This is a genomic window from Microbacterium sp. BWT-B31, from assembly GCF_041379855.1.
GTDB lineage: Bacteria > Actinomycetota > Actinomycetes > Actinomycetales > Microbacteriaceae > Microbacterium.
Genome location: NZ_JBFECU010000002.1, coordinates 269,517 through 296,050, shown reverse-complemented (window position 1 = coordinate 296,050; position 26,534 = coordinate 269,517). Strand labels below are relative to the sequence as shown.

General features: G+C 71.4%; 26 protein-coding genes. 13 read left to right on the top strand and 13 right to left on the bottom strand.

Annotated elements, in window-relative coordinates; translation table 11 throughout:
- Positions 1-120: 120 nt before the first annotated feature.
- From AB1K54_RS04040 to AB1K54_RS04015, 6 genes are read left to right on the top strand one after another with little or no spacing between them, the layout of a single operon-like run.
- A complete protein-coding gene (locus AB1K54_RS04040; protein ID WP_371201417.1) occupies positions 121-867 on the top strand; it encodes an NUDIX domain-containing protein in 747 nt (248 codons plus the stop codon).
- Positions 864-2,213: a quinolinate synthase NadA gene (gene nadA, locus AB1K54_RS04035; protein ID WP_371201416.1), complete on the top strand. Its 1,350-nt coding sequence runs from the start codon at positions 864-866 to the stop codon at positions 2,211-2,213. Before AB1K54_RS04040 ends, nadA begins: the two co-directional genes overlap by 4 nt.
- Positions 2,210-3,904 carry an L-aspartate oxidase gene (gene nadB, locus AB1K54_RS04030; RefSeq protein ID WP_371201415.1) on the top strand — a complete coding sequence of 565 codons (1,695 nt, stop codon included), beginning with the start codon at positions 2,210-2,212 and terminating at the stop codon, positions 3,902-3,904. Before nadA ends, nadB begins: the two co-directional genes overlap by 4 nt.
- Positions 3,898-4,755: a carboxylating nicotinate-nucleotide diphosphorylase gene (gene nadC / locus AB1K54_RS04025; protein WP_371201414.1), complete on the top strand. Its 858-nt coding sequence runs from the start codon at positions 3,898-3,900 to the stop codon at positions 4,753-4,755. Before nadB ends, nadC begins: the two co-directional genes overlap by 7 nt.
- Positions 4,756-4,762: 7 nt before the next feature.
- Positions 4,763-5,908, top strand: coding sequence for a cysteine desulfurase family protein (locus AB1K54_RS04020; RefSeq protein ID WP_371201480.1), 1,146 nt, complete (start codon positions 4,763-4,765; stop codon positions 5,906-5,908).
- Complete coding sequence (locus AB1K54_RS04015; protein ID WP_371201413.1) at positions 5,905-6,849, top strand: glycosyltransferase family 2 protein; 945 nt, start codon at positions 5,905-5,907, stop codon at positions 6,847-6,849. Before AB1K54_RS04020 ends, AB1K54_RS04015 begins: the two co-directional genes overlap by 4 nt.
- 10 nt (positions 6,850-6,859) lie before the next feature.
- Here AB1K54_RS04015 and AB1K54_RS04010 read toward each other — a convergent pair whose 3' ends face one another.
- Complete coding sequence (locus AB1K54_RS04010; RefSeq protein WP_371201479.1) at positions 6,860-8,917, bottom strand: ABC transporter ATP-binding protein; 2,058 nt, start codon at positions 8,915-8,917, stop codon at positions 6,860-6,862.
- Between the two features lie 202 nt (positions 8,918-9,119).
- Between AB1K54_RS04010 and AB1K54_RS04005 the strand changes: the two genes are divergently transcribed.
- Positions 9,120-10,649, top strand: a complete 1,530-nt coding sequence (locus AB1K54_RS04005) for a DHA2 family efflux MFS transporter permease subunit (RefSeq protein ID WP_371201412.1) — start codon at positions 9,120-9,122, stop codon at positions 10,647-10,649.
- Positions 10,650-10,914: 265 nt separating this feature from the next.
- Positions 10,915-11,937 (top strand): alcohol dehydrogenase AdhP, encoded by a 1,023-nt coding sequence (adhP, locus tag AB1K54_RS04000; RefSeq protein ID WP_371201478.1) that lies wholly within the window; start codon positions 10,915-10,917, stop codon positions 11,935-11,937.
- A 36-nt stretch (positions 11,938-11,973) separates the two neighbouring features.
- Here the strand turns inward: adhP and AB1K54_RS03995 are convergent, their stop codons facing one another.
- On the bottom strand, positions 11,974-12,810 hold the full coding sequence (locus AB1K54_RS03995) for an Fpg/Nei family DNA glycosylase (protein WP_371201411.1): 837 nt from the start codon (positions 12,808-12,810) through the stop codon (positions 11,974-11,976).
- Positions 12,811-12,968: 158 nt separating this feature from the next.
- On the opposite strand from AB1K54_RS03995, the gene AB1K54_RS03990 reads away from it, so the two are divergent.
- Positions 12,969-13,475 carry an NADPH-dependent FMN reductase gene (locus AB1K54_RS03990; protein WP_371201410.1) on the top strand — a complete coding sequence of 169 codons (507 nt, stop codon included), beginning with the start codon at positions 12,969-12,971 and terminating at the stop codon, positions 13,473-13,475.
- Positions 13,476-13,556: 81 nt separating this feature from the next.
- The gene (locus AB1K54_RS03985) at positions 13,557-14,144 is read left to right on the top strand and encodes a flavin reductase family protein (protein WP_371201409.1); all 588 of its coding nucleotides are present in this window, start codon (positions 13,557-13,559) and stop codon (positions 14,142-14,144) included.
- A gap of 169 nt (positions 14,145-14,313) precedes the next feature.
- On the opposite strand, the gene AB1K54_RS03980 is transcribed toward AB1K54_RS03985, so the two are convergent.
- The 4 genes from AB1K54_RS03980 to AB1K54_RS03965 form a co-directional block, all read right to left on the bottom strand.
- On the bottom strand, positions 14,314-15,537 hold the full coding sequence (locus tag AB1K54_RS03980; RefSeq protein ID WP_371201408.1) for a hypothetical protein: 1,224 nt from the start codon (positions 15,535-15,537) through the stop codon (positions 14,314-14,316).
- Positions 15,538-15,626: 89 nt separating this feature from the next.
- Positions 15,627-16,199, bottom strand: a complete 573-nt coding sequence (locus AB1K54_RS03975) for an alpha/beta fold hydrolase (protein WP_371201407.1) — start codon at positions 16,197-16,199, stop codon at positions 15,627-15,629.
- A 33-nt stretch (positions 16,200-16,232) separates the two neighbouring features.
- Positions 16,233-17,306: a redox-regulated ATPase YchF gene (ychF, locus tag AB1K54_RS03970; protein WP_371201406.1), complete on the bottom strand. Its 1,074-nt coding sequence runs from the start codon at positions 17,304-17,306 to the stop codon at positions 16,233-16,235.
- Positions 17,307-17,397: 91 nt separating this feature from the next.
- On the bottom strand, positions 17,398-18,165 hold the full coding sequence (locus AB1K54_RS03965) for a class I SAM-dependent methyltransferase (protein ID WP_371201405.1): 768 nt from the start codon (positions 18,163-18,165) through the stop codon (positions 17,398-17,400).
- A 74-nt stretch (positions 18,166-18,239) separates the two neighbouring features.
- On the opposite strand from AB1K54_RS03965, the gene AB1K54_RS03960 reads away from it, so the two are divergent.
- A complete protein-coding gene (locus AB1K54_RS03960; RefSeq protein ID WP_371201404.1) occupies positions 18,240-18,866 on the top strand; it encodes a 3'-5' exonuclease in 627 nt (208 codons plus the stop codon).
- A gap of 49 nt (positions 18,867-18,915) precedes the next feature.
- Positions 18,916-20,202 (top strand): DNA recombination protein RmuC, encoded by a 1,287-nt coding sequence (locus tag AB1K54_RS03955; RefSeq protein ID WP_371201403.1) that lies wholly within the window; start codon positions 18,916-18,918, stop codon positions 20,200-20,202.
- A 45-nt stretch (positions 20,203-20,247) separates the two neighbouring features.
- On the opposite strand, the gene AB1K54_RS03950 is transcribed toward AB1K54_RS03955, so the two are convergent.
- Positions 20,248-20,457, bottom strand: a complete 210-nt coding sequence (locus AB1K54_RS03950) for a UDP-N-acetylmuramyl pentapeptide phosphotransferase (RefSeq protein ID WP_371201402.1) — start codon at positions 20,455-20,457, stop codon at positions 20,248-20,250.
- 123 nt (positions 20,458-20,580) lie between these two features.
- The gene (gene glpX / locus AB1K54_RS03945) at positions 20,581-21,570 is read right to left on the bottom strand and encodes a class II fructose-bisphosphatase (RefSeq protein WP_371201401.1); all 990 of its coding nucleotides are present in this window, start codon (positions 21,568-21,570) and stop codon (positions 20,581-20,583) included.
- Positions 21,571-21,788: 218 nt separating this feature from the next.
- On the opposite strand from glpX, the gene fbaA reads away from it, so the two are divergent.
- Positions 21,789-22,820 (top strand): class II fructose-bisphosphate aldolase, encoded by a 1,032-nt coding sequence (fbaA, locus tag AB1K54_RS03940; protein ID WP_371201400.1) that lies wholly within the window; start codon positions 21,789-21,791, stop codon positions 22,818-22,820.
- A 102-nt stretch (positions 22,821-22,922) separates the two neighbouring features.
- Here fbaA and AB1K54_RS03935 read toward each other — a convergent pair whose 3' ends face one another.
- From AB1K54_RS03935 to AB1K54_RS03915, 5 genes are all read right to left on the bottom strand, one after another.
- Positions 22,923-23,633 (bottom strand): anti-sigma factor, encoded by a 711-nt coding sequence (locus AB1K54_RS03935; RefSeq protein WP_371201399.1) that lies wholly within the window; start codon positions 23,631-23,633, stop codon positions 22,923-22,925.
- Complete coding sequence (locus AB1K54_RS03930) at positions 23,630-24,136, bottom strand: sigma-70 family RNA polymerase sigma factor (protein ID WP_371201398.1); 507 nt, start codon at positions 24,134-24,136, stop codon at positions 23,630-23,632. The genes AB1K54_RS03935 and AB1K54_RS03930 overlap by 4 nt, the downstream gene beginning before the upstream one ends.
- 65 nt (positions 24,137-24,201) lie before the next feature.
- Positions 24,202-24,753 carry an MOSC domain-containing protein gene (locus AB1K54_RS03925; protein ID WP_371201397.1) on the bottom strand — a complete coding sequence of 184 codons (552 nt, stop codon included), beginning with the start codon at positions 24,751-24,753 and terminating at the stop codon, positions 24,202-24,204.
- A gap of 32 nt (positions 24,754-24,785) precedes the next feature.
- Positions 24,786-25,352, bottom strand: a complete 567-nt coding sequence (locus AB1K54_RS03920) for a DUF6264 family protein (RefSeq protein ID WP_371201396.1) — start codon at positions 25,350-25,352, stop codon at positions 24,786-24,788.
- Complete coding sequence (locus AB1K54_RS03915; protein WP_371201477.1) at positions 25,349-26,389, bottom strand: 4-hydroxy-3-methylbut-2-enyl diphosphate reductase; 1,041 nt, start codon at positions 26,387-26,389, stop codon at positions 25,349-25,351. The genes AB1K54_RS03920 and AB1K54_RS03915 overlap by 4 nt, the downstream gene beginning before the upstream one ends.
- Positions 26,390-26,534 lie beyond the last annotated feature (145 nt).

The window sequence follows — 26,534 nt, the reverse complement described above, 5'->3', positions numbered from 1 at the left end:
TTCGGCTCTTCGTCGCGGGTCGGCCCAGCGTACGTGCTCTGGCTGTGAACTCCCGGTCGGCTCGCTGGTTGCACTTCAGGTGCAGGTGACTATAAGATCGACCCGACAGTTAGAGTCATCATGACACAAAGCATCCTCCCTCCCGCTTCCGACGCGATCCGTCTCGCGGTCTCGACGGTGATCTTCACCGTCCGCCGCGACGGCGACGACGATCGGCCGTCGATCGCCCTGCCGCTCGTGCGCCGCACCCGCGACCCGCACGAAGGCCTGTGGGCGCTGCCCGGCGGCTGGCTCGGCACCTCCGAGGGGCTCGACGCCGCAGCATCCCGCACCCTCGCCCAGACGACCGGGCTGGCACCGAGCTATCTCGAGCAGCTGTACGCGTTCGGCGACCCCCACCGCTCGCCCACGCGCGTGGTGTCGATCATCTACTGGGCGCTGCTGCGGGCCGACGAGGTCGACGCGCAGCTGGCCGCCCGCGGCGGCGTGCCCGAGAACGTGCAGTGGTTCGATGCGGCGTCGCTTCCGACCCTCGCCTTCGACCACAACCAGATCGTCGACTACGCCCTGTGGCGCCTGCGCAACAAGGCCGGGTACAGCCGCATCGCGCACGGCCTGCTGCCTGACGAGTTCACGCTCGCCGAACTGCGCGAAGTGTACGAGGCGATCCTCGGCAAGCGTCTCGACCCGGCCAACTTCCGCCGGCAGATCGACGTGTCGGGCACCCTGATCCCGACCGAGTCCTTCCGCACCGGCAGCCACCGCCCGGCACGCCTCTACCGCTACGACCGCGACGTCGAGCTGGCCGAGCACGGCCCCCTCGTCGCCGCACAGCTTCACCCCCTCACCGAATCGAGCACGACATGAGCGCCACCCTGCTGACCCTCGGCCCTCGCCCCGAGGACCCTTCGGTCGACCACCGCATCGCCGCGATCGTCGCGGGCGAAGCCGTCGGCGAGACGTGCAACACCGACCTCGCCGCGGGCCCCTGGAACTTCGACGAGCGGCCCGGGTACGGTCCCGGCGCGTCGATGGGCGATGTCATCCCGACCGGCTCGCCCCGCCAGGGCGCGCTGCCCGCCGAGTACCGCGAGGCGTCCGCCGACGAGCTTCACGCGCGCATCCGCGCCGCGAAGGCGACGCTCGGCGACCGTGTCGTCGTGCTCGGCCACTTCTACCAGCGCGAAGAGGTCGTGCGGCACGCCGACTACGTCGGAGACTCGTTCCAGCTCGCGGGCGCCGCGCTGGAGCATCCGGACGCCGAGGCCATCGTGTTCTGCGGGGTGCACTTCATGGCCGAGACCGCCGACCTTCTCTCCCGACCCGAGCAGGCCGTCATCCTGCCGAACCTCGCCGCGGGCTGCTCGATGGCCGACATGGCCGACATCGACCAGGTCGAGGAGTGCTGGGAGCAGCTCGAAGAGATCTACGGCGACCTGGACGCCGCCGACGAAGACGGCCTCGTGCCCGTCATCCCCGTCACCTACATGAACTCGTCGGCGGCGATCAAGGGCTTCGTGGGGCGCCACGGCGGCATCGTCTGCACGTCGTCGAATGCCCGCACCGTGCTCGAATGGGCGTTCGCCCGCGGGCGCCGCGTGCTGTTCTTTCCCGACCAGCACCTCGGGCGCAACACCGCGAAGGCGATGGGGGTGCCCCTCGAGCAGATGCCGATGTGGAACCCGCGCAAGCCGCTGGGAGGGTCGACACAAGCCGTGCTCGAAGATGCCCGGGTCATCCTGTGGCACGGCTTCTGCTCGGTGCACCGCCGCTTCACCGTCGACCAGATCGACAGGGCCCGCGCCGACCACCCCGGCGTGCGCGTGATCGTGCACCCGGAGTGCCCGATGGACGTCGTCGACGCGGCGGACGAGTCGGGCTCGACCGACTACATCCGCAAGGCGATCGAGGCGGCGACCGAGCCCACGACCTTCGCGATCGGCACCGAGGTCAACCTCGTGCAGCGCCTCGCGGCCGACAACCCGCAGCACGAGATCTTCTGCCTCGACCCCGTCGTGTGCCCCTGCTCGACGATGTACCGCATCCACCCCGGCTACCTCGCGTGGGTGCTCGAAGGGCTGGTGCGCGGCGAGGTGCTCAACCGCATCACGGTGCCGGGCTCGGTCGCCGATCCCGCGCGCGTGGCCCTTCAGCGCATGCTGGCCGCCAAGCCCCCGGCCGCGCCGGCCGCCGACTGGGAGAACGCCTCATGAGCGTGCATGCGGTGATCGTCGGCTCCGGCATCGCGGGGCTGCTGACGGCGCTGCACGCCGTCGAGAGCGGATGCTCCGTCACGGTGGTCACCAAGGACGTGCTCGAACACGCCAACACGCGCTTCGCGCAGGGCGGCATCGCCGGGGTCATGTTCGACGACGACCGCACCAGCGACCACGTGCGCGACACGCTGGTCGCAGGCGCGGGGCTGGGCGACCCCGACGCCGTGCGCGTGCTCGTCGAGGAAGGGCCGGATCGCATCCGCGAGCTCATCGACCTCGGCGTGGGCTTCGACCGCGGCGCCGACGGCGAGTTCGTCAAAGGCCTCGAGGCCGCCCACTCCTACCCCCGCATCCTGCATTCGGGAGGCGATGCCACGGGCACCGCGATCGAGAAGGCTCTGGTCGCGCGCCTGCGCGCGAGCGAGGTCGCGGTCATCGAGCACGCGTTCCTGGTGGCACTCGTGGTCGACGGCGGACGCATCCGCGGCGTCGAACTGCTCGTGGACGACCGCGAGCGCGTCGTCATCACGGCCGACGCGGTCGTGCTCGCGACCGGCGGCGCCGGCGAGCTGTACGCGCACTCGACGAATCCGCCTGTCGCGACCGGCGACGGCATCGCGGCGGCGCTGCGCGTGGGCGCCGAGGTCGCCGATCTCGAGTTCTTCCAGTTCCACCCCACGGTGCTCGAGGGCGGCGCCGACGGCGCGCGCGACTCGTTTCTCGTGTCGGAGGCCGTGCGCGGCGAAGGCGCGACGCTCATCGACGAGCACGGCCGGCGCTTCGCGTTGGACGCGCACCCCGACGGCGAACTCGCTCCGCGCGATGTCGTCTCGCGCGCGATCGCGCGGCAGATGGACGCCCAGGGCGGGCGCTCGGTGCGCCTGGACGCCACGCGTCTGGGCTCGCCCGAACCCGTCGAGCGCGCGGCCTTCCTCGCACGGCGCTTCCCGACGATCGACCGCGCCGTGCGCGAGCGCGGGCTCGACTGGGTGAATCACCCGATCCCCGTGACCCCGGCCGCGCATTACCTCATGGGCGGCGTGGTCACCGATCTGCACGGCCGCACCACACTCCCGGGGCTGTACGCGGTCGGCGAGGTCGCGCGCACGGGAGTGCACGGCGCCAACCGTCTCGCGTCGAACTCGCTCCTCGAGGGCGCCGTGTTCGGCGCGCGCGCGGGCGACGCGATCGCTGCGGACGCGGCATCCGGAATCTGGCCCGTCTCTGGCCGCTTCTGGCCTCATCTGTCTTCCGCTCCGCAGCCGCAGAACGTGGTTCCCGTCGGCGCAGCTCCGCGGGATGCGGCTGCGGAGCGGTTCTCACGTCGGGCGCTGCAGGAGCTCATGTGGGAGCACGCGGGGCTCGTGCGGGGCGAAGCCGGGTTGCGGCAGGCGGCATCGGTCATCGCGACCTGGCGCGCGCAGCCGCGCGATGCGCGCACCGAGCACGACCTCGAGAACGAGAACCTGCTGCTGGTCGCCGACCGCCTCGTCGCCGCCGCGCTCGCGCGGCGCGCGTCGGTGGGCGCGCACTTCCGGTCGGACGATCCGGCGCGCACAACTCCTGAACAACCGCAGCCGGATGCCGCCACCCGCCGTGCGACAGACCTCCAGCCGCCGAATCACAGGAGTTCCGCACGCCCGGCCCCGGCACCAGCCCTTGCCGGGAAGGAGCCCGTCGCATGCTGACGCGCGCCACCATCGACCGCGTGGTCGCCGCCGCCCTCGAAGAGGACGCGCCCTGGGGCGACATCACCAGCGAGACGCTCATCGTCCACACGGCGATCGCGCGTGCGGATCTCGTCGCGCGCGAGGCGGGCGTCTTCAGCGGCGGCGACGTGTTTCGGGCGGCGTTCGGCCTGACCGACGCGTCCATCGACGTCGAGGTCATCGTCGAGGACGGCGAGCACTTCGAGCCCGGCGCCGTGCTCGCCGTCGTGAGCGGTCCGGCGCGCGGGGTGCTCACGGCAGAGCGCGTGGCCCTGAACTTCGTGCAGCGGATGTCGGGCATCGCGACGCTCACCGCCCAGTACGTCGCCCAGGTCGCGCACACCGGCGCGCGCATCGCCGACACCCGCAAGACGACCCCGGGTCTGCGCGCCTTCGAACGGCACGCCGTCATCGACGGCGGCGGGCACAACCACCGCCACTCGCTGTCAGACGCCGTGATGGCGAAGGACAACCACCTCGCGGTGCTCGCGCAGAAGGGCGTGTCGGTGACGGCGGCGCTGCAGGGCGCGATCGCTCGCCTGCCGCACACCACGCACGTCGAGGTCGAGATCGACCGGCTCGACCAGCTCGACGCGGTGCTCGCGGCAGGGGTCGACACGATCATGCTCGACAACTTCTCGCTCGACGACCTGCGCGAGGGGGTCGAGCGCATCGCCGGCCGCGCCACCGTCGACGCGTCCGGCGGCGTCACGCTCGACACCGTGCGGGCGATCGCCGAGACCGGCGTCGACGTCATCTCGGTGGGGGCCCTCACCCACTCCGCACGTGCGCTCGACCTCGGACTCGACGTGCGCGTCGGCCTGGAGTAGGCACCCCGTGCTGTACCTCGACAACGCAGCCACCACGCCCGTGCGCCCGGAGGTGCTCGAGGCGATGATGCCGTTGCTGACGACGTGGTACGGCAACCCGTCGAGCCACCACACCGTCGGCGAGGCCGCCGCGCACGCGCTCGCCGACGCGCGAGCGCGCGTCGCGCACGTGCTGGGTCTGCGGGCCGGCGACGTCGTCTTCACGTCGGGCGGCACCGAGGCGAACAACCTCGCGGTCAAGGGCATCGCGATCGCCGCGCAGCAGCACCGCGGCGCCGCGCACGTGGTCACCACCCCGATCGAGCACGAGTCGATCCTCGAGTCCGCCGACTATCTCTCCCGCGTGCACGGCTTCGAAGTCGCGCACGTCCTCGTCGACGGGAACGGATGCCTCTCCCCCGCCGACGTCGCCGGCGCTGTGCGCGACGACACGGCACTCGTCTCGTTCGGCTACGCGAACAACGAGGTGGGCACGGTCCAAGACGTCGCCGCGGTCGCCGCGGCGGTCCGCGAGCGGCGCATCCCCGTGCACGTCGACGCCGTCCAGGCGGCAGGCTGGCTGCCGCTGTCGGCGGCCGACCTCGGCGTCGACGCGATCTCGATCGCAGGGCACAAGCTCGGCGCGCCGAAGGGCACGGGCGTGCTCGGGGTGCGCGGACGAATCCCCCTCGAGCCGGTGCTGCACGGCGGGGGCCAGGAGCGCGGCAAGCGCAGCGGCACCGAGAACGTCGCCGGTGCGGTGGGCCTCGCCGTGGCACTCGAACTGGCCGAGGCGGAGCGGGTCGAGGCATCCGTCCGCGTCTCGGCTCTGCGCGACCGCTTCATCGCGCGCGTGCTCGCGGCGGTGCCGTCGGCCGCCCTCACCGGCCACCCCGTGCGGCGCCTGCCCGGCACGGCGAGCTTCACCTTCGCGGGCACGAGCGGCGAGGCGGTGCTGCTCGAACTCGAACGGCGCGGTGTGGTGTCGTCGAGCGGGTCGGCGTGCGCCGCCGGCAGCGACGAGCCTTCGCACGTGCTCGTGGCGATGGGCATCGCGCCCGAGGTCGCGCAGACAGCGGTGCGCTTCACGTTCCCGCATGACCTTCAGGAGCCTCTGGACGCCGTCGCCGACGCGGTCGCGGCCTCGGTGGCGGCGGTACAGTCGAACCGATGACGCCTTCTTCCGCCGCTCCCCTCGTGACGGTGATCGTCCCCGGCTTCGACGTGGCCGAGTTCGCCGCCGAGGCGCTGGACTCCCTTCGCCGTCAGACCCTCGCCGAGTGGACCGCGATCCTCGTCGATGACGCCTCGACGGATGCCACGGCCGCGCTGTTCGCCGAGGCGGCGGCATCCGACCCGCGGTTCCGTCTCGTGCGGCACGAGCGGCGCCGCGGCCTCGGCGCGGCGCGCAACACCGCGCTGGATCTCGTCCAGACGCCGTTGGTGGGCTTCCTCGACGCGGACGACGTACTCACCGACCACGCGCTCGAGGTGCTGGTCGGCGCTTTGTCGCGAAGCGGCAGCGACTTCGTGATCGGCGCCTACGTGCGGCTGCGGCCGGAACACGGCGGGTACACGGCCGGCGCCGTGCAGCCGTGGGTGAGCGCGGCGACCGACCCCGCGCGCACCGGCACGACCATCGACCTGCACCCCGCGGCATCCGGCAACATCGTCGCGTGGTCGAAGGTGAGCCGCATCGACTTCTGGCGGCGCACGGGACTGCGGTTCCCCGAGGGGGTGGCGTACGAGGATCAGATCGTCGCGCAGCGCATGTACGCGCAGGCGCGCGCTTTCGACACGGTTCCGGACGTCGTCGTGCTGTGGCGCGAACGCGCGAACGGCACCTCGATCACCCAGCGCAAGGATGAGCTGCCCGTGCTCGTCGACTACCTCGAGGCGATGCGGGGCGGGATCGCCGTGCTCGACGCGGCGGAGCATGCGGCGGCCGCGCAGGCCCGCGTGCGGCTGATTCTCGATCTGGACGTGCCGCCGCTCGTGCAGATCGCGTTCGACCACCCCGACGACGCGTACCGCCGCGCACTCGGAGAATTCGTTCGCGAACTCGCCGGGCGTGCTCCGCACTCGAGCGAGGTCGCCGCCGCGGCGCTGTGGTGATCGGCTCTGCTCACAGATCGTCGCCGAGCTGCGCCCACGCACGCTCGTCGGGCGGGTCGCTCGCGATCGATGCCTCACCGCCATCGGCCGGCAGTTCGTCCGGGAGCGGGTCGTCGGGCGCGCGATCGCCACGGCGACCGGGGTGGTCTGCGGGCGGCTCGGCCTGCTCGGCGTCGAGGATGCGCGACGCGGCCAGCTGCTCCGCCGCCAGTTCGGTGTAGAGCCCTCCGGCCGCGAGGAGCGACGCGTGGGTGCCCGACTCCACGATGCGCCCCGCCTCGACAACGTGGATCACGTCGGCGCCGATGACCGTCGACAGCCGGTGTGCGATCGAAAGTGTGGTGCGGCCTCGGGCCGCGGCATCCAGCGCCTCTTGCACCACCCGCTCGGAGACCGTGTCCAGTGCCGAAGTCGCCTCGTCCAGGAGCAGCACCGGGGGGTCCTTCAGCAGCACGCGCGCGATCGCGATGCGCTGCTTCTCACCGCCCGAGAGGCGGTAGCCCCGCTCGCCGACGAGCGTGTCGTAGCCCAGCTCGAAGCCGGCTATCACATGGTGGATGTTCGCCGCGCGACAGGCCGCTTCGAGCTCGGCATCGGTCGCATCGGGTTTCGCGTACCGCAGGTTCTCGCGGATCGTCGCGTGGAACAGGTAGGTCTCTTGCGAGACGATCCCGACGCTGTCGATGATCGAGCCGTGGCGCAGTCGCCGGACGTCTTCTCCGGCGAAGAGCACGGTCCCGCCCGATGCCTCGTACAGCCGGGGGGTCAGGTAGAGCACCGTCGTCTTGCCGGCCCCGGACGGCCCGACGAACGCGACGTGCTGCCCCGGCTCGGCGGTGAACGAGACGCCCTCGAGCGTCGGGCGGGCATCGGCCGCGGCATCCGGATACCGGAAGACGACGTCTCGGAACTCGATGCGCCCCAGCGGCCCGGGCGCCTGCGACACGGCGATCGCGTCGGGTGCGTCCTGGATGGCCGGGACGAGGTCGAGGTACTCGAAGATGCGCGCGAACAGCGCCGCCGAGGTCTGCAGGTCCAGGGCGACCCGCATGAGGCCCATGAGCGGCATCAGCAGCCGCGCCTGCACCGTGGTGAACGCGACGATCGTTCCCGCGGTGATCGTGTCGACGCCGCCGGTGACGAGGTAGCCGGCGACCAGGTAGATGATCGCCGGCACGCTTGCCATGAGCACCTGCACGACCGCGAAGAACCCCTGGCCGCTCATGGCCCGCCGCACCTGCAGGCGCACCTGGTTGACATTCTCGTCGCCGTAGCGCGCGGACTCGGCGCCCTGCCGGTTGAACGACTTCGACAGCAGGATTCCCGAGACGCTCAGGGTCTCTTGCGTGATGGCGCTCAGCTCGGACAGCGACTCCTGCGTCTCGCCCGCGATGCGCGCCCGCACCTGCCCGACGCGGCGCTGCACGAACACCAGAAAGGGCATGAGCACGACGGCGATCAGCGTCAGCCGCCAGTCGATGATGAGCATCGCGACCAGCGACGCGGCAACGGTCACGAGGTTGCCGAGGATGCTCGTGACGGTGTTGGTCAGCACCCCCGAGACCCCGCCGACGTCGTTCTGCAGGCGCGACTGGATCGCCCCGGTCTTGGTGCGCGTGAAGAACGCGAGCTCCATCGCCTGCAGGTGGTCGAACAGCCGCACGCGCAGGTCGCCAGTGACGGCGTTTCCGACCGTCGAGGTGAACCAGGTCTGCGCGACGCCGAGCGCCGCCGAGAGCAGGAACAGCGCGATCATGATCGACACCAGCCGCCACAGCAGCGGGATGTCGGGGGCCGAGCCGTCGACGGGGAACAGCGCGTCGTCGAAGATGCGCTGCACGATGAGCGGCGGGATCACCGCGACCCCGGCGCCTGCCACGACGAGGATCGCCGTCACCACCAGCCGCCCCAGGTACGGGCGGAAAAGCGCCACGACGCGGCGTCCCAGGTGCGCGATGGTCGGAGCCTGCGCGTTGAGCTTCTTCTGCGCGGCGATGTCGACGCCGCGGAACCCCGGCGCGCCTCCGGCTGATCCGTGGCCGCCGCCCCCGGTTCCTCGCGCGCCCATGCTCATGCGGGCAAGCCTAGTCACGGCCCACGACAGCGGGTCGGTCGAGGCTGGGCTGAGCGCATGACCCCGGCTCCTGACGTGCCCGAGCACGGCGGCAATCGGCCCGTCGAGCCGGGAATTCCGTCGCGGCCGACACGGTTGTCGGAAGGGTGCGCCACCATGGTGCAGTCACCCCCGCCGATCATCGAGGAGACGACCTATGGCTGCGACCGACACCAGACCGGGCACCGGAGACATCCGGATCCCCGCCCGCGCCGAGGCCGGCGCCGCCGACGCGCGGCTGACTCCCGCGCAGAACCGCGTCGTCTGGCTGCTGCTTGCGGCGGCCTTCGTCGCGATCCTCAACGAGACGACGATGGGCATCGCGATCCCGCACCTCATCGGCGACCTGGGCATCACCGCGCTGCAGGCGCAGTGGCTCACGACGGCGTTCATGCTGACGATGGCCGTCATCATCCCGATCACGGGCTTCCTGCTGCGCCGCTTCACCACGCGCGCGGTGTTCGTCGCCGCCATGAGCCTGTTCTCGCTCGGCACCTTGATCGCCCTCGTAGCCCCGGGCTACGAGGTGCTGGTCGCTGCCCGGGTGGTGCAGGCATCCGGCACCGCGATCATGATGCCGCTGCTGATGACCACCCTCATGACCGTCGTTGCGCCGCACGCGCGCGGCCGCATGATGGGCCGGGTGAGCGTGGTCATCGCGCTCGCGCCCGCGATCGGGCCGACCATGGCGGGCCTCGTGCTCGACACCCTCAGCTGGCGGTGGATCTTCGGAATCGTGCTGCCGATCGCCCTCGTCGCGCTCGGGGTGGGCGCGCGCTGGATCCACAACCTCGGCGAGACGACCCGCGCCCCGATCGACGCGCTGTCGATCGTGCTGTCGGCGTTCGGCTTCGGCGGGATCGTGTTCGGGCTGAGCCAGATCGGCGTCGTGGCCGAGCAGAGCACGGCGGATTCCGCGACCGGCGCCCTCTCGATCGTGACGCTGTCGGTCGCGTTCGGCGTCGGCGTCGTGTCGCTGGGGCTGTTCGTGTGGCGCCAGATCGTGCTGCAGCGCGTGGACGATGCGCTGCTCGATCTGCGCGTGTTCCGCTCGCTGAACTTCTCGCTCGCGATCGGCCAGATCGCGCTGCTGTCGATCGCGTTCTTCGGCGCGATCACCGTGCTTCCGCTCTACATGAAGACGGTGCTCGGCATCGGCGCGCTCGAGACCGGGCTCGCGGTGCTCCCAGGCGCGCTGGTGATGGGCCTGGTTGGCCCGATCGTGGGCCGCGTGTACGACCGCCGGGGCACGCGCGTGCTGCTCGTGCCGGGCACGATCATCGCGAGCGCGCTGCTGTGGTTCTATACGACGTTCGACCAGAGCACGACGATCTGGACGATCGCGGTCGCCCAGACGATCCTCTCGCTCGGGCTCGCGATGTCGTTCACCCCGCTGTTCACGGCGTCGCTCGCGTCGCTCCAGCCGCGCTTCTACTCCTACGGCTCTGCGGTGCTGGGCACGGTGCAGCAGGTAGCCGGCGCGGCCGGGATCGCGCTGATGGTGACGGTGCTGACGGCGGTGACGGCGTCAGCCGCCGGAGCAGGAGCGACGGAGGCGGCGGCCGGCGCGGCGGGAGCAGACGCGGCGTTCCTCATCGCGGCGATCGCGTCCGTGCCGATGATCGTCGGCGCGTTCCTCATCCGCAAGCCCGCCGACACCCCCGAGGCGATGCCGGCCGGGCACTGATCGGCCTGTCAGACGCTGCAGCAGCCTCCGCCGCAGCACGAGTCACTGGACTCGATCGGCGCGAGCAGGTTCTTGTCGTCGGCGATCGGCTGGAGGGTCGGCGTGGGCAGCGGCGAAGTCGTCATGAACCCATCGTAAACGCGCGGTGACGGCCGCAGGCGGTTGCAACCACAGGCAACGTAGAAAGGACTAGCGTCAGCATCAGGGCGGCGACCGTCCGTCCGCGAAGGAAGTGATGCAGATGTCGATTCCCGCAGGAAGCACGATGCGCGCCGCCGTCGTCGTCGCGCCCGACAAGCCGCTCGTCGTCCGCGACGTGCCGATCCCCACGCCCGGCCACGGCGAGGCGCTGGTGCGAGTCATCACCAGCGGTGTGTGTCACACCGACCTGCACGCCGCGCGCGGCGAGTGGCCGGTCCCCCCCAAGCCCGAGCTCATCCCGGGCCACGAGGGCTACGGCGAGGTGGTCGCGCTCGGCGAGGGCGTGACCTCGCTCAAGGTCGGCGACCTGGTCGGCAATGCGTGGCTGTGGAGCGCGTGCGGGGCGTGCGAGTTCTGTCGCACGGGCTGGGAGACGCTGTGCGAGCAGCAGAAGAACGGCGGCTACGGGGTCGACGGCTCATTCGGCGAGTACATGCTCGTCGACGAGCGCTTCGCCGCCCGCATCCCCGAGGGCTCCGACCCGATCGAGGTCGCACCGATCCTGTGCGCGGGAATCACCGTTTACAAGGGGCTCAAGGTCACCGAGGTCAAGCCCGGCGAATGGGTCGTCATCTCCGGCATCGGCGGGCTCGGTCACGTCGCCGTCCAGTACGCGCGGGCGATGGGCATGCGGGTGGCGGCGGTCGACGTCGACGATGAGAAGCTCGAACTCGCCAAGAAGCACGGCGCCGAGGTGGTCGTGAACGCGGCCACGACCGACCCGGTCGAGGCGATCCAGCAGGCCATCGGCGGCGCGCACGGCGTGCTCGTCACCGCGGTGCACCCCAAGGCCTTCGCGCAGTCGACCGGCATGGCTCGCCGACGCGGCACCGTCGTGTTCGTCGGCCTTCCCCCGGGGGACTTCCCCGCCGACATCTTCAGCACGGTGCTGCGCGCCATCACGGTCCGCGGCTCGATCGTCGGCACGCGACAGGACATGGTCGAGGCCCTCGACTTCTACGCGCGCGGGCTGATCAAGCCCACCGTCTCGTCGGTCGAGACGCTCGACGACATCAACGACATCTTCGACCGTCTCGAGCACGGCAAGATCGAGGGCCGCGTGGTCATGAAGTACGCCGACGCCTGAGCCGCGCTCCCGGTGCGGGTCGCACCTGCTGCTCGGTCACTCGAGGAGCGACCGGCCCGTCTGGCATGTCGGGCAGTAGTCGGCCGTCGTGCTCGCGAACGCGAACTCGCGGATCTGGCCGCCGCACACCGGGCACGCCTGACCGGCGCGCCCGTGCACGCGCATCGCGGCTGTCTTGGCCGCCTTGAGCTGATCGATGGGGATGCCGCGCCGCGCCGCGATCGCGTCGCGCACGGTGTCCACGGTCGCCGCGTGCAGCCGGTCGAGCGCGGCGGCGTCGAGGCACGACGCGTGCGCGACCGGCGACACCTTCGCCGCGTGCAGGATCTCGTCGGAGTAGGCGTTCCCGACTCCGGCGATCGACTCCTGCTCCTGCAGGATCGCCTTGACCTGCTTGCGCCGTCCGGCGAAGGCGCGGTCGAAGTCCGCGCGCGAGAAGCCGGGGTCGGCGGGGTCCGGCCCGAGTTTGGCGACCGCGGGCACGTCGGCCGGGTCGTCGACGACGAAGATTCCGAGCGACACCCAGGACCCGGCATCCGTGGCCTCCATCGCGCTGCCGCCGTCGAATCCGATGCGTGCGAGCGCGGGCGGCGCGTCGTCCGCAAGCGGCTCCGCCTCTCTGTCGTCGTGCCACGCGATCCAGCCGTGGCGACCGAGCGAGATGACCAGGATCCGGCCGTCGTCGAACGTGAGCGCGATGTGCTTGCCGTGGCGTGACGCACCCCTGACCCGCGCGCCGACGAGCGTCGAGGGGGGTCTTTCGCGCGTCTTGACCACGCGGAACTCGATCACGTCGACGTCGCGCACGCGAAGCCCTGCCGTCCGCACGGCGAGAAAGTCCGCGAGCGCCTGCACCTCGGGGGATTCCGGCATGACCTCATCCTGGCACCGGGGTGCGACCTGGGGGCGGGCTGGCTCGTGTCGCCGTGTGACGCGCGACGGCGGCGGCCGGGCACCGTCCTGGCTCGCGGCGGGCGAGGACCAATAGCCTGGGTCGGGCGGTTGCGGCATCCGTCCCTGTAAGGAGAACCATGGCAACGATCGTCGTCCTCGTCGGAAACCCCCAGCCGGGCTCGCGCACCCGCCTCGTCGCCGAGGAGGTCGCCCGCCAGCTCGCCGAGCGCACCGGCGCCGGCATCGCGCCGACGATCGATCTGGCCGACGTCGCCGGCGCGCTCTTTCGCTTTCCGGACGCCGAGATAGACACGCTCCTCGCGCGCGTCGCAGCCGCCGACGTGCTCGTCGTGGCCAGCCCGACCTACAAGGCCACCTACACGGGGCTGCTGAAGGCGTTCCTCGATCGGTACCCCGGCGGCGGGCTTTCGGCCGTGACGGCGGTGCCGCTGCTCACGATCGGCGCGCCGACCCATGCGCTCGCGGTCGAGCACGCCCTGCGACCGCTGCTCGTCGAGCTCGGGGCATCCGTCCCCACCCGCGGGATCGCGTTCCCGGCTGGAGCGGTCGACGAGCGGGAGCGGATCATCGCCGAGTGGGCCCAGGCCGAGGCTCCGAGGCTCGGCCCAGCTCTGAGCGCGTAGAGTTTCTGCATACGACGCCGGGTTTCGGCATGTTGCGACGCGACATGCGAACCAGGCGAACCGATGAATAGCGTCGTGATCATGACCTCTCTGCCTTCCGCCCTTCCGCCGTCCGAAGACGATGCCGCGCGCCACCACTCCGCGCACGGCATCGGCCCGACGGTGTCGCCCGACACGTTCAAGGCGCTCTTCCGCGGGCACCCGGGCGGGGTCGCGGTCATCACGGCCGAGGGTGAGCACGGGCCGGTCGCGCTGACGGCGTCGTCGGTGTCGTCGGTGAGCGTCGACCCACCGCTCATGATCTTCTCGATCTCGTCGCTGTCATCGGCGACCCCCACGATCTCGGCCGCCGAGTCGATCGTCGTGCACCTGCTCGACGCCGACGACGTCGACCTCGCGCGGCTGGGCGCCACGAGCGGTGTCGACCGCTTCGCCGACACCTCGACGTGGTCGCGCCTGGCCACGGGCGAGCCGGTCTACCACGGCGTGCGGGCGTGGGCGCGCTGCGCCGTCGTGAGCCGCATGGACGCGGGCGACTCCACCGTCATCGCCGCCCAGGCGGTGCAGGCGAGCATCGGCCGGCACGTCGAGCCCGGCGACCACGGCAACGCGCTGGTCTACCACAACCGCTCGTGGCACCGCCTCGGGGAGCATTCCCGATTCGAATGACGGATGCCTCGGCATCCGTTCGGCGAGCAGGATCAGCCCAACGAACCGGCGATCGGCGTGCCCCGCAGCGCATGAGAATGCTCGGCGACCATCTCGTCGCTGCGACCCGGCGGATGCCTTCCACGCCCTGACGACGATATGACGAGGCCGCGCAGCGGGCTGTGCCCCGTCATCGGCAGGTCGCTGCGAGGTCGACGATCTCCTGCCGGGGCGGACCGTAGGCCTGTGTGCCATTGCCGTAAGAGGTGTGGCCCATGCTGATCGCCCACGCGGTCGCCCACTCCTCGCGCGTGCTGCGGCGTGTCTGGTCGTACATGCCGACGCACTTCGCCGAGATGGCGTGGCCGACCTCGTGGGCGACAACGGCCTGGGCGACCTCGTCGGGCCACCACTGGGCGACGGAGTCCGAGAATGTGAGGGTCGCCGTGCCGCCGCGGTCGGGGTCCCACTCGGCCGTGCCGCCGAGTGCGTTCGCCCCGCCGACTCCGGCGACGACGGGCGCCCAGTCGAAGTCCAGCACGACGCCGCCCGCGATCGACCGTGCGAACGCCTCGACCTCGAGCCGCCTCTCGTAGAGGGGTCCGGCTTTCTCGGCAGCCTCGGCCTCGCCCGACGCGCGCAGCGCCTCGGCCTGGCGCGCGTAGTCCTGCAGCGCGATGAGCGCGGCGTCAGCGATCTCGGACTGGGCCGATGCCGCGCCCGCCGCCTCGCGGAAGTCGAGGACGACGTCCGCCTCCGCAGAGACGCTGGCCTCTTCCAGGCCCGCGGCGGCGGGCGCGACGCTCGCGTACAGGTCGCTGACCGCTTCGCCGAGATCGGCGCTCGCGTCGGCGAGGGCGTCTTCGGTGGTTTCGACGAGGCGGGTGGAGGCATCCGTCTGATCGGCCCGCGATTCGAGAACGGATGCCTCGTCGTGCAGCTCCCACGGCCACAACGGCTTCGCGGGGTCGTGCTTCGGCTCGGCTCGGGCAAGCAGCGTCGCGGCCGCGTCCACCGAGCCCGAGGCCGCCGTGACCATGGTCTCGAGGGTTTCGTCGGCGGCCTGGCCGACGAGCGCGGGGGTCGCGGCTTGGCTGATCTTTCCCGCGAGGTCGATCTCGGCGTGCACAGCGGTGAGGGTGGCGCTGAGGGCGTCGTCGGCCGCAGCGGCGCGCTCGACCGACTCGTCCAGCTCATCGGCGGCCGCGTCGAACCGCTCGTTGGCCGAGAGGTGGACGATGCCCGCCGCGATACCGCCGCCCGCCAACGCCAGCCCGCCGAGAGCCGATGCGATGACCGCGGCGAGGCGATGACGCCGACGGCTCGGGGCTGGGCTGTCGTGGGTGGCCTCGACCAGGGCGTCGACCGAGTCGTGCTCCGCCGGCGCATCCGCTTGCGCGTCGCGGGCGCCCACCCCTGCACTCTATGCCGGTCGCCGCGGGGGCGCGACCCTGGGATTCTCGGATGCGGGCTTCCCGGCGGCGGTGGCGAGCCGAGCCGGTCTCAGTCCCAGTCGAGGTACTCCTCGATGATGAACGCGGTGGGCACCGGGTGTGTCATCGGGAACAGGTGCCCCGCTCCGTCGACGGCTCTCACCGTGGCACGCTCGGGCGCCGTGGCGCGCAGGCGTTCGCCGTTCGCGGGCGGCAGCGTCTGGTCATCCGTGCCCTGGATGATCAGCACGGGAAGGACGGGCGCGAGCGGGATGTCGACGTCTTCGACCCCCAGCAGCAGCAGGCCGTTCACTCGCTCGTGGTGCTCCACCACGAACTCGCGCGCGACCGTGCCGCCGAAGCCGTGCCCGCCGATCCACGTGTGCTCGAGCCCGAGGTGCTCCAGCACCGCGGTGACGTCGGCGACGTGGTCCACCAGCGCGGTCGCCTCGTCGGCCTCAGCGCGCGAGCCGACCCGCACGACGTGGAATCCGGCCTCCTCCGCCAGGTAGTGCGCGATCGTGCCGAGAGCGTTGCGCTCGATCCCGTGCTCGGGGATCAGCACCAGCGAGACCGGCCCCTCGCCCTCTACGGCGTACGGGATCGCCCGGCCATCGGGCTCGAAGATCTGAATGTCACTCATCTGTGGCTCCTCCTGCGGGTTGCCGGGTCTGTGTCAGACGTTGAAGCGGAACTCGACGACGTCGCCGTCCTGCATGACGTAGTCCTTGCCCTCGAGTCGCGCCTTGCCCTTCGCTCGCGCCTCGACCACGGAGCCGGTCGCGACCAGGTCCTCGAACGAGATGACCTCGGCCTTGATGAAGCCCTTCTCGAAGTCGGTGTGGATGACGCCCGCCGCCTGCGGCGCCTTCCAGCCCTTGCCGATCGTCCACGCACGGGCCTCCTTGGGGCCGGCGGTCAGGTACGTCTGCAGACCCAGAGTGTCGAAGCCGATGCGTGCGAGCTGGTCGAGGCCAGACTCGTCCTGACCGGTCGACGCGAGCAGCTCCGCGGCGTCCTCCGGGTCGAGGTCGATGAGCTCGGACTCGATCTTCGCGTCGAGGAACACGGCCTTGGCCGGAGCCACGAGGGCTTCGAGTTCGGCCTTGCGCGCGGCATCCGTCAGAACGCTCTCATCGACGTTGAAGACGAAGATGAACGGCTTGGCAGTCAGCAGGCCCAGTTCACGGATGGGGGCGAGGTCGATTCCGGATGCCGACAGCAGCACGCCCCGCTCGAGGGCGTCCTTGGCCTCGACCGCCGTCTGCAGCACCGAGGGGTCGAGCTTGCGGCCCCTCACCTCTTTCTCGTAACGCGTGATCGCCTTCTCGATGGTCTCGAGGTCGGCGAGCTGCAGCTCGGCGTTGATGGTCTCCATGTCGTTGCGCGGGTTCACCGCGCCCTCGACGTGCACCACGTCGTCATCGGCGAAGCCGCGCACGACCTGGGCGATGGCATCGGCCTCACGGATGTTCGCGAGGAACTTGTTCCCCAGCCCCTCTCCCTCGCTCGCCCCGCGCACGATGCCGGCGATGTCGACGAACGACACCGCCGCGGGCAGAATCCGCTCGGAGCCGAAGATCTCGGCGAGCTTGCCGAGCCGCGGATCGGGCAGGTTCACGACCCCGATGTTCGGCTCGATGGTCGCGAACGGGTAATTCGCCGCGAGCACATCGTTCTTGGTGAGGGCGTTGAAGAGGGTGGACTTGCCGACGTTGGGCAGTCCTACGATTCCGATGGTGAGAGCCACGGGCATCCACTCTACGCGGGGCGCATGCCGTCGGAATCGACGCGCCAGCGCGTCGGCCCGGTGAAGCCGCCTCCGACACGGGGCCGCACGGCTACGGTCGGATGCTCCGATACGCCCGGGTGACATACGGGACGTCGACCACCTCGAGGCCCTGGGCGTCGCCCTCGTCGCTCCGGCACCGCTCGTCGAACAGCGCGTCGACGCCGGCGAGGATCGTCGCCCGATCGGAGTCGGACGCGGTGATGACGTAGCTGCGCGACGACACCATGTCGAGGAAGGCCGCGCGCGTGAGCGGGCGGGTCCACGTCCAGGTGCGCTCCTCGACCGCGGCCAACGGTGCGCCCACGCGCACGCCGCCGTCCGCGAGCATCTCCTCCGCGTGGCTGCCGTGCATCGTGGCGGTCAGGCGCGCCACCCACGGATCCGAGTCGTCGCGGATGTTCCACACCAGCCCGAGCACGCCGCCCGAGCGCAGCACCCGGGCAGCCTCGGCCGACGCGGCCTCGACATCGACCCAGTGCCACGCCTGACCGAGCAGCACCGCGTCGACGGCGGCGTCGGGCAGGGGCATCCGCTCCGCCGTCCCTACGAAGGTGGGAACGCCCGGCACGTGCTCGTGCAGCGCGGCGAGCATGCCCGGATCGGGGTCGATCGCGACCACCTCGGCGCCCGCCTCGACCACCGTGCGGGTGAGCTTGCCGGTGCCCGCCCCGACGTCGGCGACGCGCAGCGCGCGCGCGTCGGCTCGGACGGGCTCGAGCATCCAGTCGACCGCCTCGCGCGGATAGCCGGGGCGGCCCGACGCGTACGCGCGCGCGGCGGCGCCGAACGACAGGGACATCTCTTCGCGACTGACCATGACCCCGAGCCTACGTCCGCGCCGGCGCGGCGCGCCTGCGCGACCGGGACGCTCGCACGGGTGAGGCTGGCGGCGTGCCCCTGGACTTCACCGCGATCGACTTCGAGACGGCGAACTCCAGCAACGCCTCGGCGTGCTCAGTGGGGCTCGTGCGGGTGCGCGGCGGCGAGGTCGTGGCCACGGAGGGTTGGCTCATCCGGCCGCCGTTCCCGCACGATCAGTTCTTCGAGCTGAACACGCGCATCCACGGCATCCGCGCCGAGGACGTCGTCGGCGCGCCCACCTGGAGCGAGCAGCTGGGTGATCTCGCGGGCTTCTGCGGCTCGGACGTGCTCGTCGCCCACAACGCCGGATTCGACATGTCCGTGATCCGCCGCGCGTGCATCGTGACGGGCGACGACTGCCCCGCCTACCACTACGTGTGCAGTCTGCAGGTCGCCCGCCGCACCTACGCGCTGGACTCGTATCGCCTGCCGTCGGTCGCGGCCGAGGCCGGCTTCACCGGGTTCGCGCACCACGACGCGACCGCGGACGCCCTCGCGTGCGCGCACATCATGATCGACGCGGCCTCCCGCCACGGCGTCGACGACATCCGCGCGCTCGCGGCGGCCGCCAAGGCGCGCGTCGCGCACATGACAGTGCCCGATGGGGCCGCAGATGCGCCCGTCGCCGCGACGCCGACCCAGCTCTCGGCGGTCTGACACGCCGGGTCGGGCCGGCGATGTCGGAGGCCTGCGGCAAGCTGACGGCATGGATCCACTCCTCGTCGTCGTGATCGTGATCGGATGCCTCGCCGCGGGCCTGCTCGCCGGGTGGGCGGCGGGCCTGGCGCGAGGCGCCGCGCGCGCCGCGCGCGAGAACGCCGACCTGCGCGCGCGGGTCGCCGCCGCCGAGGCCGCCCGGCAGGGGGTGCAGGCGCAGCTCGACCACCAGCAGGCGCTGTATCGCGAGCTCGCCGCGCAGACCCGGTCCGACCAGGCGCTGCGCGAAGAGCGCGACCGGCGCGAGCAGGCGGTGCTGCGCGCCCTCGCACCCGTGCACGAGACCCTGCAGACGATGCAGCTCAAGGTCGACGACCTTGAACGCGATCGTCACGCGCAGTTCGGCGCCCTGGCCGAGCAGCTGCGGCGCACCCACGAGTCCGAAGAGGCGCTGCGGGCCACGACCGAATCCCTCGCGGGCGCGCTGCGCTCTGGCTCCACCCGAGGCGTGTGGGGCGAGACGCAGCTGCGCCGCGTCGTCGAGGCCGCCGGTCTCACGCGGTACGTCGACTTCGATCTGCAGACGACGGTGACGACCGAGGCGGGCACCGGGCGGCCCGACATGGTCATCCGCCTCCCCGGCGACAAGGCGATCGCGGTGGACGCGAAGGTGCCGCTCGACGCCTACATCGAGGCCAGCGCCATCCCGTTCACGGCGACCGGCGCCGAAGCCGCCCGCCGCAGCGGCCTGCTCGACAAGCACGTGAAGGCCATGCGGGCGCACGTCGACGCGCTCGCCCGCAAGAGCTACTGGCAGGGGCTGCCCTCCAGCCCCGAGTTCGTCGTGTGCTTCGTCCCGAGCGAGTCGCTGCTGGCCGCCGCCCTCGAGGCCGATCCGACGCTGCTCGACTATGCCTTCGGCAAGCGGGTGGCACTGGCCTCCCCGGTCAACCTGTGGGCGGTGCTCAAGACCGTGGCCTTCACGTGGACCCAGCAGGACGTCTCGCAAGAGGCGCGGCGACTGTTCGAGCTGGGCAACGAGCTCTACCAGCGCCTCGGAGGGCTCGCAGGGCACGCCGACGACCTGCGACGCGCGATCGAACGCACGATCGACAGCTACAACAAGCTCGCCGGCTCGCTCGAGTCACGTGTCCTGGTGAGCGCACGGCGGTTCCCCGGCATCGACCAGACGCGGCTCGACGCGGTCGCCGTGCCGACCGCGATCGACAAGACACCGAGGCGGCTCACGGCACCCGAGCTTCTCGACGCGCTGGACGACGGCCCCGAGACTTTGACCGCCGACGTCGGCGACCTTCGCGACCGGATCGAGCCGTAGGTCGTCCCACGCCCCCAGGGCGGCGGACGCCGGCGACGGGCGACGCTATACGCCGCCGGGGATGAAGCTCATGAGGGCGATCACGGCGACCGAGAATCCGATGAACGCCCCGATCGGCCACCAGACCGAGATCTCGTGGTCCTCATCGCGCCGCACCCGCAACAGGACGTCGGGACGACGAGCCGGATCCGTCGCGTCGGCCACCACGGCCTGCGCCCCCGTCTGTGGCGAGGGTTCGCTCACCGGTGCGGACATCGTCAAACTCCTCAGGCCTGGAAGGGGGACCGCGTCGACCTCGACGACACCATCCACTCTGCCAGACAAGCCCGCGCACCCGCATCGCACCGGCGTGTCGGCCGCCGGTGCGCCAGGCTCAGCTCACAGCCACTTCGACACGAGGTGCTCCGACGACACGCGCCGCAGCGTTCCCGACGCGCCGCGCAGCACGACGCTCTCGGTGTACACGTAGTCGCCCTCACGCTGCACGCCGGCCACGAGCTGGCCATCGGTGACACCGGTGGCCACGAAGATCGTGTTCTTGCCCCTCACGAGCTCGTCGGCCTCGTACACGTAGTCGTCGAGCTTGAGCCCGGCGTCGATCCCGCGCTGCTTCTCATCGTCGTCGCGCGGCCACAGCCGACCCTGGATGTGGCCGCCGAGGGCCTTGATCGCGCACGCGGTCACGATGCCCTCGGGGCTTCCGCCGACGCCGACGCACATGTCGGTGCGGGCGTCGTGACGCGCCGCGTTGATGCCCCCCGCGACGTCGCCGTCGGTCATGAGCCGGGTCCCGGCACCCGCCTCGCGGATCTGGTCGATCAGCTGCTCGTGGCGCGGCCGGTTCAGCACCGACACCGACAGCTCTTCCACGGGCTTTCCGAGCGCCTTCGCAAGGCGGCGGATGTTCTCGCCGATCGGAAGGCGGATGTCGACGACTCCCACGCCCGCGGGGCCGGTGACGAGCTTGTCCATGTAGAAGACGCTCGACGCGTCGAGCATCGTGCCGGCGTCCGACACAGCGATCACCGAGAGCGCGTTGTTGCGACCCGCCGCGGTCAGCGACGTGCCGTCGATCGGGTCGACCGCGACGTCGCACTGCGGCCCGCGGCCGGTGCCGACGTGCTCGCCGTTGAACAGCATCGGGGCGTCGTCCTTCTCGCCCTCGCCGATCACGATGCGCCCGTCGAAGTTCACCGTGGTGAAGAAGGCCCGCATCGCGTCGACGGCCGCGCCGTCGGCACGCTCCTTCTGCCCGCGGCCGATCCACGGAGCCGACCGGATCGCCGCCGCCTCCGTCGCGCGCACGAGCTCGAGTGCGAGGTTGCGGTCGGGTCGGAGGGGACTCATATCTGCGGTCAGGCTCACCATGCGATCAGCCTAACGATCGGGGTCGGTGGATTCCGCGGCTTTTCACCCGCGCTAGACCGAAGGAATCGTCGTTCTTAACACCCCGTCAGGACTGCGCTGCGTGCGCCCGGCGGCGGGGACGAGGCATCCGTGCATCGGAGTGCCCTTCGCTAGAGTGACCGTGCAGGCAGAATCGACCGTGCGCGCCCAGAGCCGCGCACGCTGAGCAAGGAGCACACATGCCCGTCGCCACCCCAGAGCAGTACGCCGAGATGCTGAACCGCGCGAAGGCCGGTGGCTACGCGTTCCCGGCCATCAACGCCGCCAGCTCGCAGTCCGTCAACGCCGTGCTGCAGGGTCTCACCGAAGCAGGCTCCGACGGCATCCTCCAGGTCACCACCGGCGGCGCCGACTACTTCGCCGGCCACACCGTCAAGGCCCGTGCCACCGGCGCCCTCGCTTTCGCCGCCTACGTCCACGAGGTCGCCAAGAGCTATCCGATCACCGTGGCCCTCCACACCGACCACTGCCCCAAGCCTGCGCTCGAGGACTTCGTGCTGCCGCTCATCGCCGCCTCCGAAGAAGAGGTCAAGGCTGGCCGCAACCCCATCTTCCAGTCCCACATGTGGGACGGCTCGGCGGTCCCGCTCGACGAGAACATCGAGATCGCGAAACAGCTCCTGCCCCGCATCAAGAACATCAACGCGATCCTCGAGGTCGAGATCGGCGTCGTCGGCGGCGAAGAGGACGGCGTCAAGCACGAGGGCACCAACGACGCCCTGTACACCACCACGGGCGACGTGGCGAAGTTCGTCGAGGCGCTCGGCCTGGGCGAGAACGGCCGCTACATCGCCGCCCTCACGTTCGGCAACGTGCACGGCGTCTACAAGCCCGGCAACGTGAAGCTGCGCCCGGAACTGCTCGGCGAGATCCAGGCGGGCATCGCCGAGAAGTTCGGCACCGGCCCGAAGCCCCTCGACCTCGTCTTCCACGGCGGCAGCGGCTCGACCCCCGAAGAGATCGCCCTCGCGGTCGCGAACGGCGTGGTCAAGATGAATATCGACACCGACACGCAGTACGCTTTCACGCGCGCGGTCGCCGGCTTCATGTTCCACAACTACGACGGCGTGCTCAAAGTCGACGGCGAGGTCGGCAACAAGAAGGCCTACGACCCGCGTGCGTGGGGCAAGGTCGCCGAGTCGGCGATGGCCGCCCGCGTCGTCGAAGCCACCCAGCAGCTCGGCTCGCACGGGCACAGCATCAGCGCCTGAGCGCACAGGCTCTCAGAACGGATGCCTCGTCCCGCCCTCCGCGCGAGGGCCGGGGCGAGGCATCCGTCGTCTTGTCGCCCTGTGCCTCGGCCGGGCGCGCACTCAGCCCGGCTGGCCGAGCTCGTACCGCATGAGGACCGTCCCGTCCATCGCGCGGATCTCCACCGCGCCGATCGCGTCGGACTCGAGCGCGACCCCCGCGCTCAGCCGTGCCGAAAGCCCGGGCCACGCGCGCCACGTCGACACGGTCTGGCCCTCGCCGTTCGCGTCGACGATCGCGAGCGCGTATACCCAGCTCTTCCCCTGCCCCCCGTCGTCGCTGTCGGGGTACCGGCACTCCAGGTCGATGCGCGTGCCCCACGCGACGTCGGTGAGTCGCACGGACGCCTCCAGAGGAACCCCCGCGACGTCCTCAAGGGCGAATGCGGCGGCCGGTCGCGGAGCGAGGATCGCGATCGTCGCCGGCACGGCGACGGCCCCGACGACGATCACGGCGGCCGCGATCGACCCCGTCCACCACGTGCGGCGCCGGCGTCGACGTGCGCGGGTGAGCGAGGCAAGGCCGGCACGGGCGACCTCGTCGTGTGCGGCATCTCGGGCCTGGGTCGTCGGGGGGTCGTCCTCGATGCGCTGGGCGCGGGCTGCGGGAACACGCGAGAGCAGACCGACGGTCGGGGCGAGTTCGGCGGTCGCACGCCGGCACTCGGCGCACCCGTCGAGGTGCGCCTCGTAGGCGCGGCGATCGTCGGGCGCGAGGGCGCCGAGCACGTACGCGGCGTCCCACTCCGCGAAGTGCGCGTGATCTGGCCTCATCGCGTCACCCCCCTCTCCTGCAGCGCGAGCCGCAGGGCCCGCAGTCCGTAGTGCAGCCGGGACTTCACGGTTCCCTCCGGGATGTCCAGCGCGGCCGCCGTCTGTGCGACGCTGAGTCCGCCGTAGTACGCGTTGACGATGACCGAGCGGTGCTCGACGCTGATCGCCGCGAGCGCCTCCTCGATGAGGATCGCCTCGAACAGACGGTCGGTGTCGTCGTCCCGGCCGCGGTCGGGCACGTCGGCTACCGGCTGCTCGTGGCGCCGACGGGCGCTGCGCGCCTCGTCGATCACGAGGTGCCGCGCGACCGTGATCATCCACGCCCGCGTCGACGACGGTTCCTGCTCGAGAATGCGCGGCGTCCGCCAGGCGCGCAGCAGCGTCTCCTGCACCACGTCGTCCGCGCCGGCGCGGTCTCCGGTGAGGTGCACGACGTACCGCCACAGCGGACGTGCGTGCGCGTCGAAGAGCGCGGCCAGTCGGGGGTCGGCATCCGGCGGCATCCGTCACCTCCTCGAAGAGAGCACGAGACGGAAGGTCTACCGGTTCATCGTGGCACCCGGGACCGTCACCGCGGGTCGATGTAGGCGTCGAGGAGGCCCGGCGCGCCGTCGGGACGCTCGATCACGACGATCTCGTCGCCCGCCTGCACGCGGCCATGCGAGACCACCCGCAGGTACGGCCCCAGGCGCCGCTCGCGCGAGAAGCGCTTGACCCACCCGCGCTCGTCGTCGCCGCCGACCCAGCGCGCGAAGGTCTGGCAGGGCGTGCGGGGCATCGTCACCTCCACGACCACCGACGGCCCGATGCGCCAGCGCTCGCCGATGAGGGCCGCGTTGACGTCGATGCCCTCGGTGCGCAGGTTCTCGCCGAAGAACCCAGGGGCGAGGTCGCGTCCCAGCTCGCGCGACCAGTGCTCCGCGTCCTCCTGCGCATACGCGTACAGCGCCTTGTCGAGGCCGCCGTGGTGCTTGCGATCGGCCTGCACGTCGGCGTAGACGCCGTACTCGCCGATGCGCACCGGGCCGTCCACGGCGCGCTTGTCGATCGCCGTCACGCCCACCGATCCGGCATCGGCCCGCAGCTGGTGGACGGTGCAGACGGCGAGAAGACGGGGCATCCGGTCAGCCTACCCGGCGGCGATCGGCCCCATCAGGACGGATTCGACACGTATCCGATGAACGCCGGGTCCCCCAGCAGCGGCACCGCGAGGCACACGTACACGACCAGGTAGGTCGCCACCGCCCCGGCGAGCGGAATCCACCACGCGATGCGTCCGCGGCGCAGCTGCAGCACCGACAGCGCCGCCGTGGCGACGTAGCCGACAACGAGCACGACGGCCGCCACGATGCCCCACGTGCGCGCGGCGTCGACGTTCGTGAACTCGCCCTCGATGCCCATGAGATCCATCGCCTGCTGGGCGACAGAGGCGAGGTCGAGGAATGAGAAGGCCGTGAACGCGACGTTGATGAGCCCGTAGGCCAGCAGAGCGAGCGTCACGACGCGGTCGACCGGATGCGGGCGACCCGCGCGCACTCCCGCCGGCGCGGGCTCGGGAACCGGCTGAGCCGGCGCGGCCTGCTCGGGCGCCACGACCGCGTCCGCTGCGGGAGAGTAGACCCACGCGGCTCCGGGATCCTTGATGCGGGCTCGCTGCTCCTCGGGCGTCGCATACTCGCCGTAGGCGGGACGCGGCCGCGGGTCGGGCACGTCGCTCACGAGCGCTCCCGTCCGCCCAGGGCGCGCTCGTCGCGCTTGCCCGAGGCATCCTGTCGCAGCTCCTTCGGGAGCGAGAAGATGAGGTCCTCCTCGGCGGTGCGCACCTCGGCGACGTCGCGGTAGCCGGCCCCGGCGAGCTCTTCGAGCACCTCCTGCACGAGCACCTCGGGAACGGATGCGCCGCTGGTGACCCCCACCGTCTCGACACCCTCGAGCCACTCCTGCCGCACCTCGTCGGCGTAGTCGACGCGGTAGGCGGCCTTCGCGCCGTGCTCGAGCGCGACCTCGACCAGCCGCACGCTGTTGGACGAGTTGGCCGAGCCGACCACGATCACCAGGTCGGCGTCTCTGGCGACCTTCTTGATCGCGACCTGGCGGTTCTGCGTGGCGTAGCAGATGTCATCCGACGGCGGATCCTGCAGCTGCGGGAACCGCGCGCGCAGGCGCCGCACGGTCTCCATCGTCTCGTCGACCGAGAGCGTCGTCTGCGACAGCCACACGACCTTCGACGGGTCGCGCACCTCGATCGTGTCGGCGTCGGCGGGAGAGTTGACGATCGTGACGTGGTCGGGCGCCTCGCCCGCGGTGCCCTCGACCTCTTCATGGCCGAGGTGGCCGATGAGCAGGATCTCGTAGTCGTCGCGTGCGAAGCGCACCGCCTCGCGATGCACCTTCGTGACGAGCGGGCAGGTCGCGTCGATGGCCTGCAGGCCGCGATCGGATGCCGCGCCCACGACGGCAGGCGACACCCCGTGCGCGCTGAACACGACGTGGGCGCCCGGCGGCACCTGGTCGACCTCGTCGACGAACACGGCGCCCTTGGCCTCGAGCTCGGTCACGACGTGGATGTTGTGGACGATCTGCTTGCGCACGTAGACGGGAGAGCCGAAGCGCTCGAGCGCCTTCTCGACCGCGATCACCGCGCGATCCACTCCCGCGCAGTACCCGCGCGGGGATGCCAGCAGCACCCGCTTGTGTCCGGGGACGGGGATATCCTTGAGGCGCTCCCGTCGCCGGGGAATCCGGGGAACGGGCACGCTCACCGGGCGGCCCGGCGAAGGGCTCGGGGCGGTGACGGCAGAGTCGATGCTCACCCCCCGATTGTACGGGGCGGGTCCGTGAGCGGGCCGTGCGCCCGCATCCTCGCCCGCCACCGAACACCCGGCCGACCCGCACAGGAGG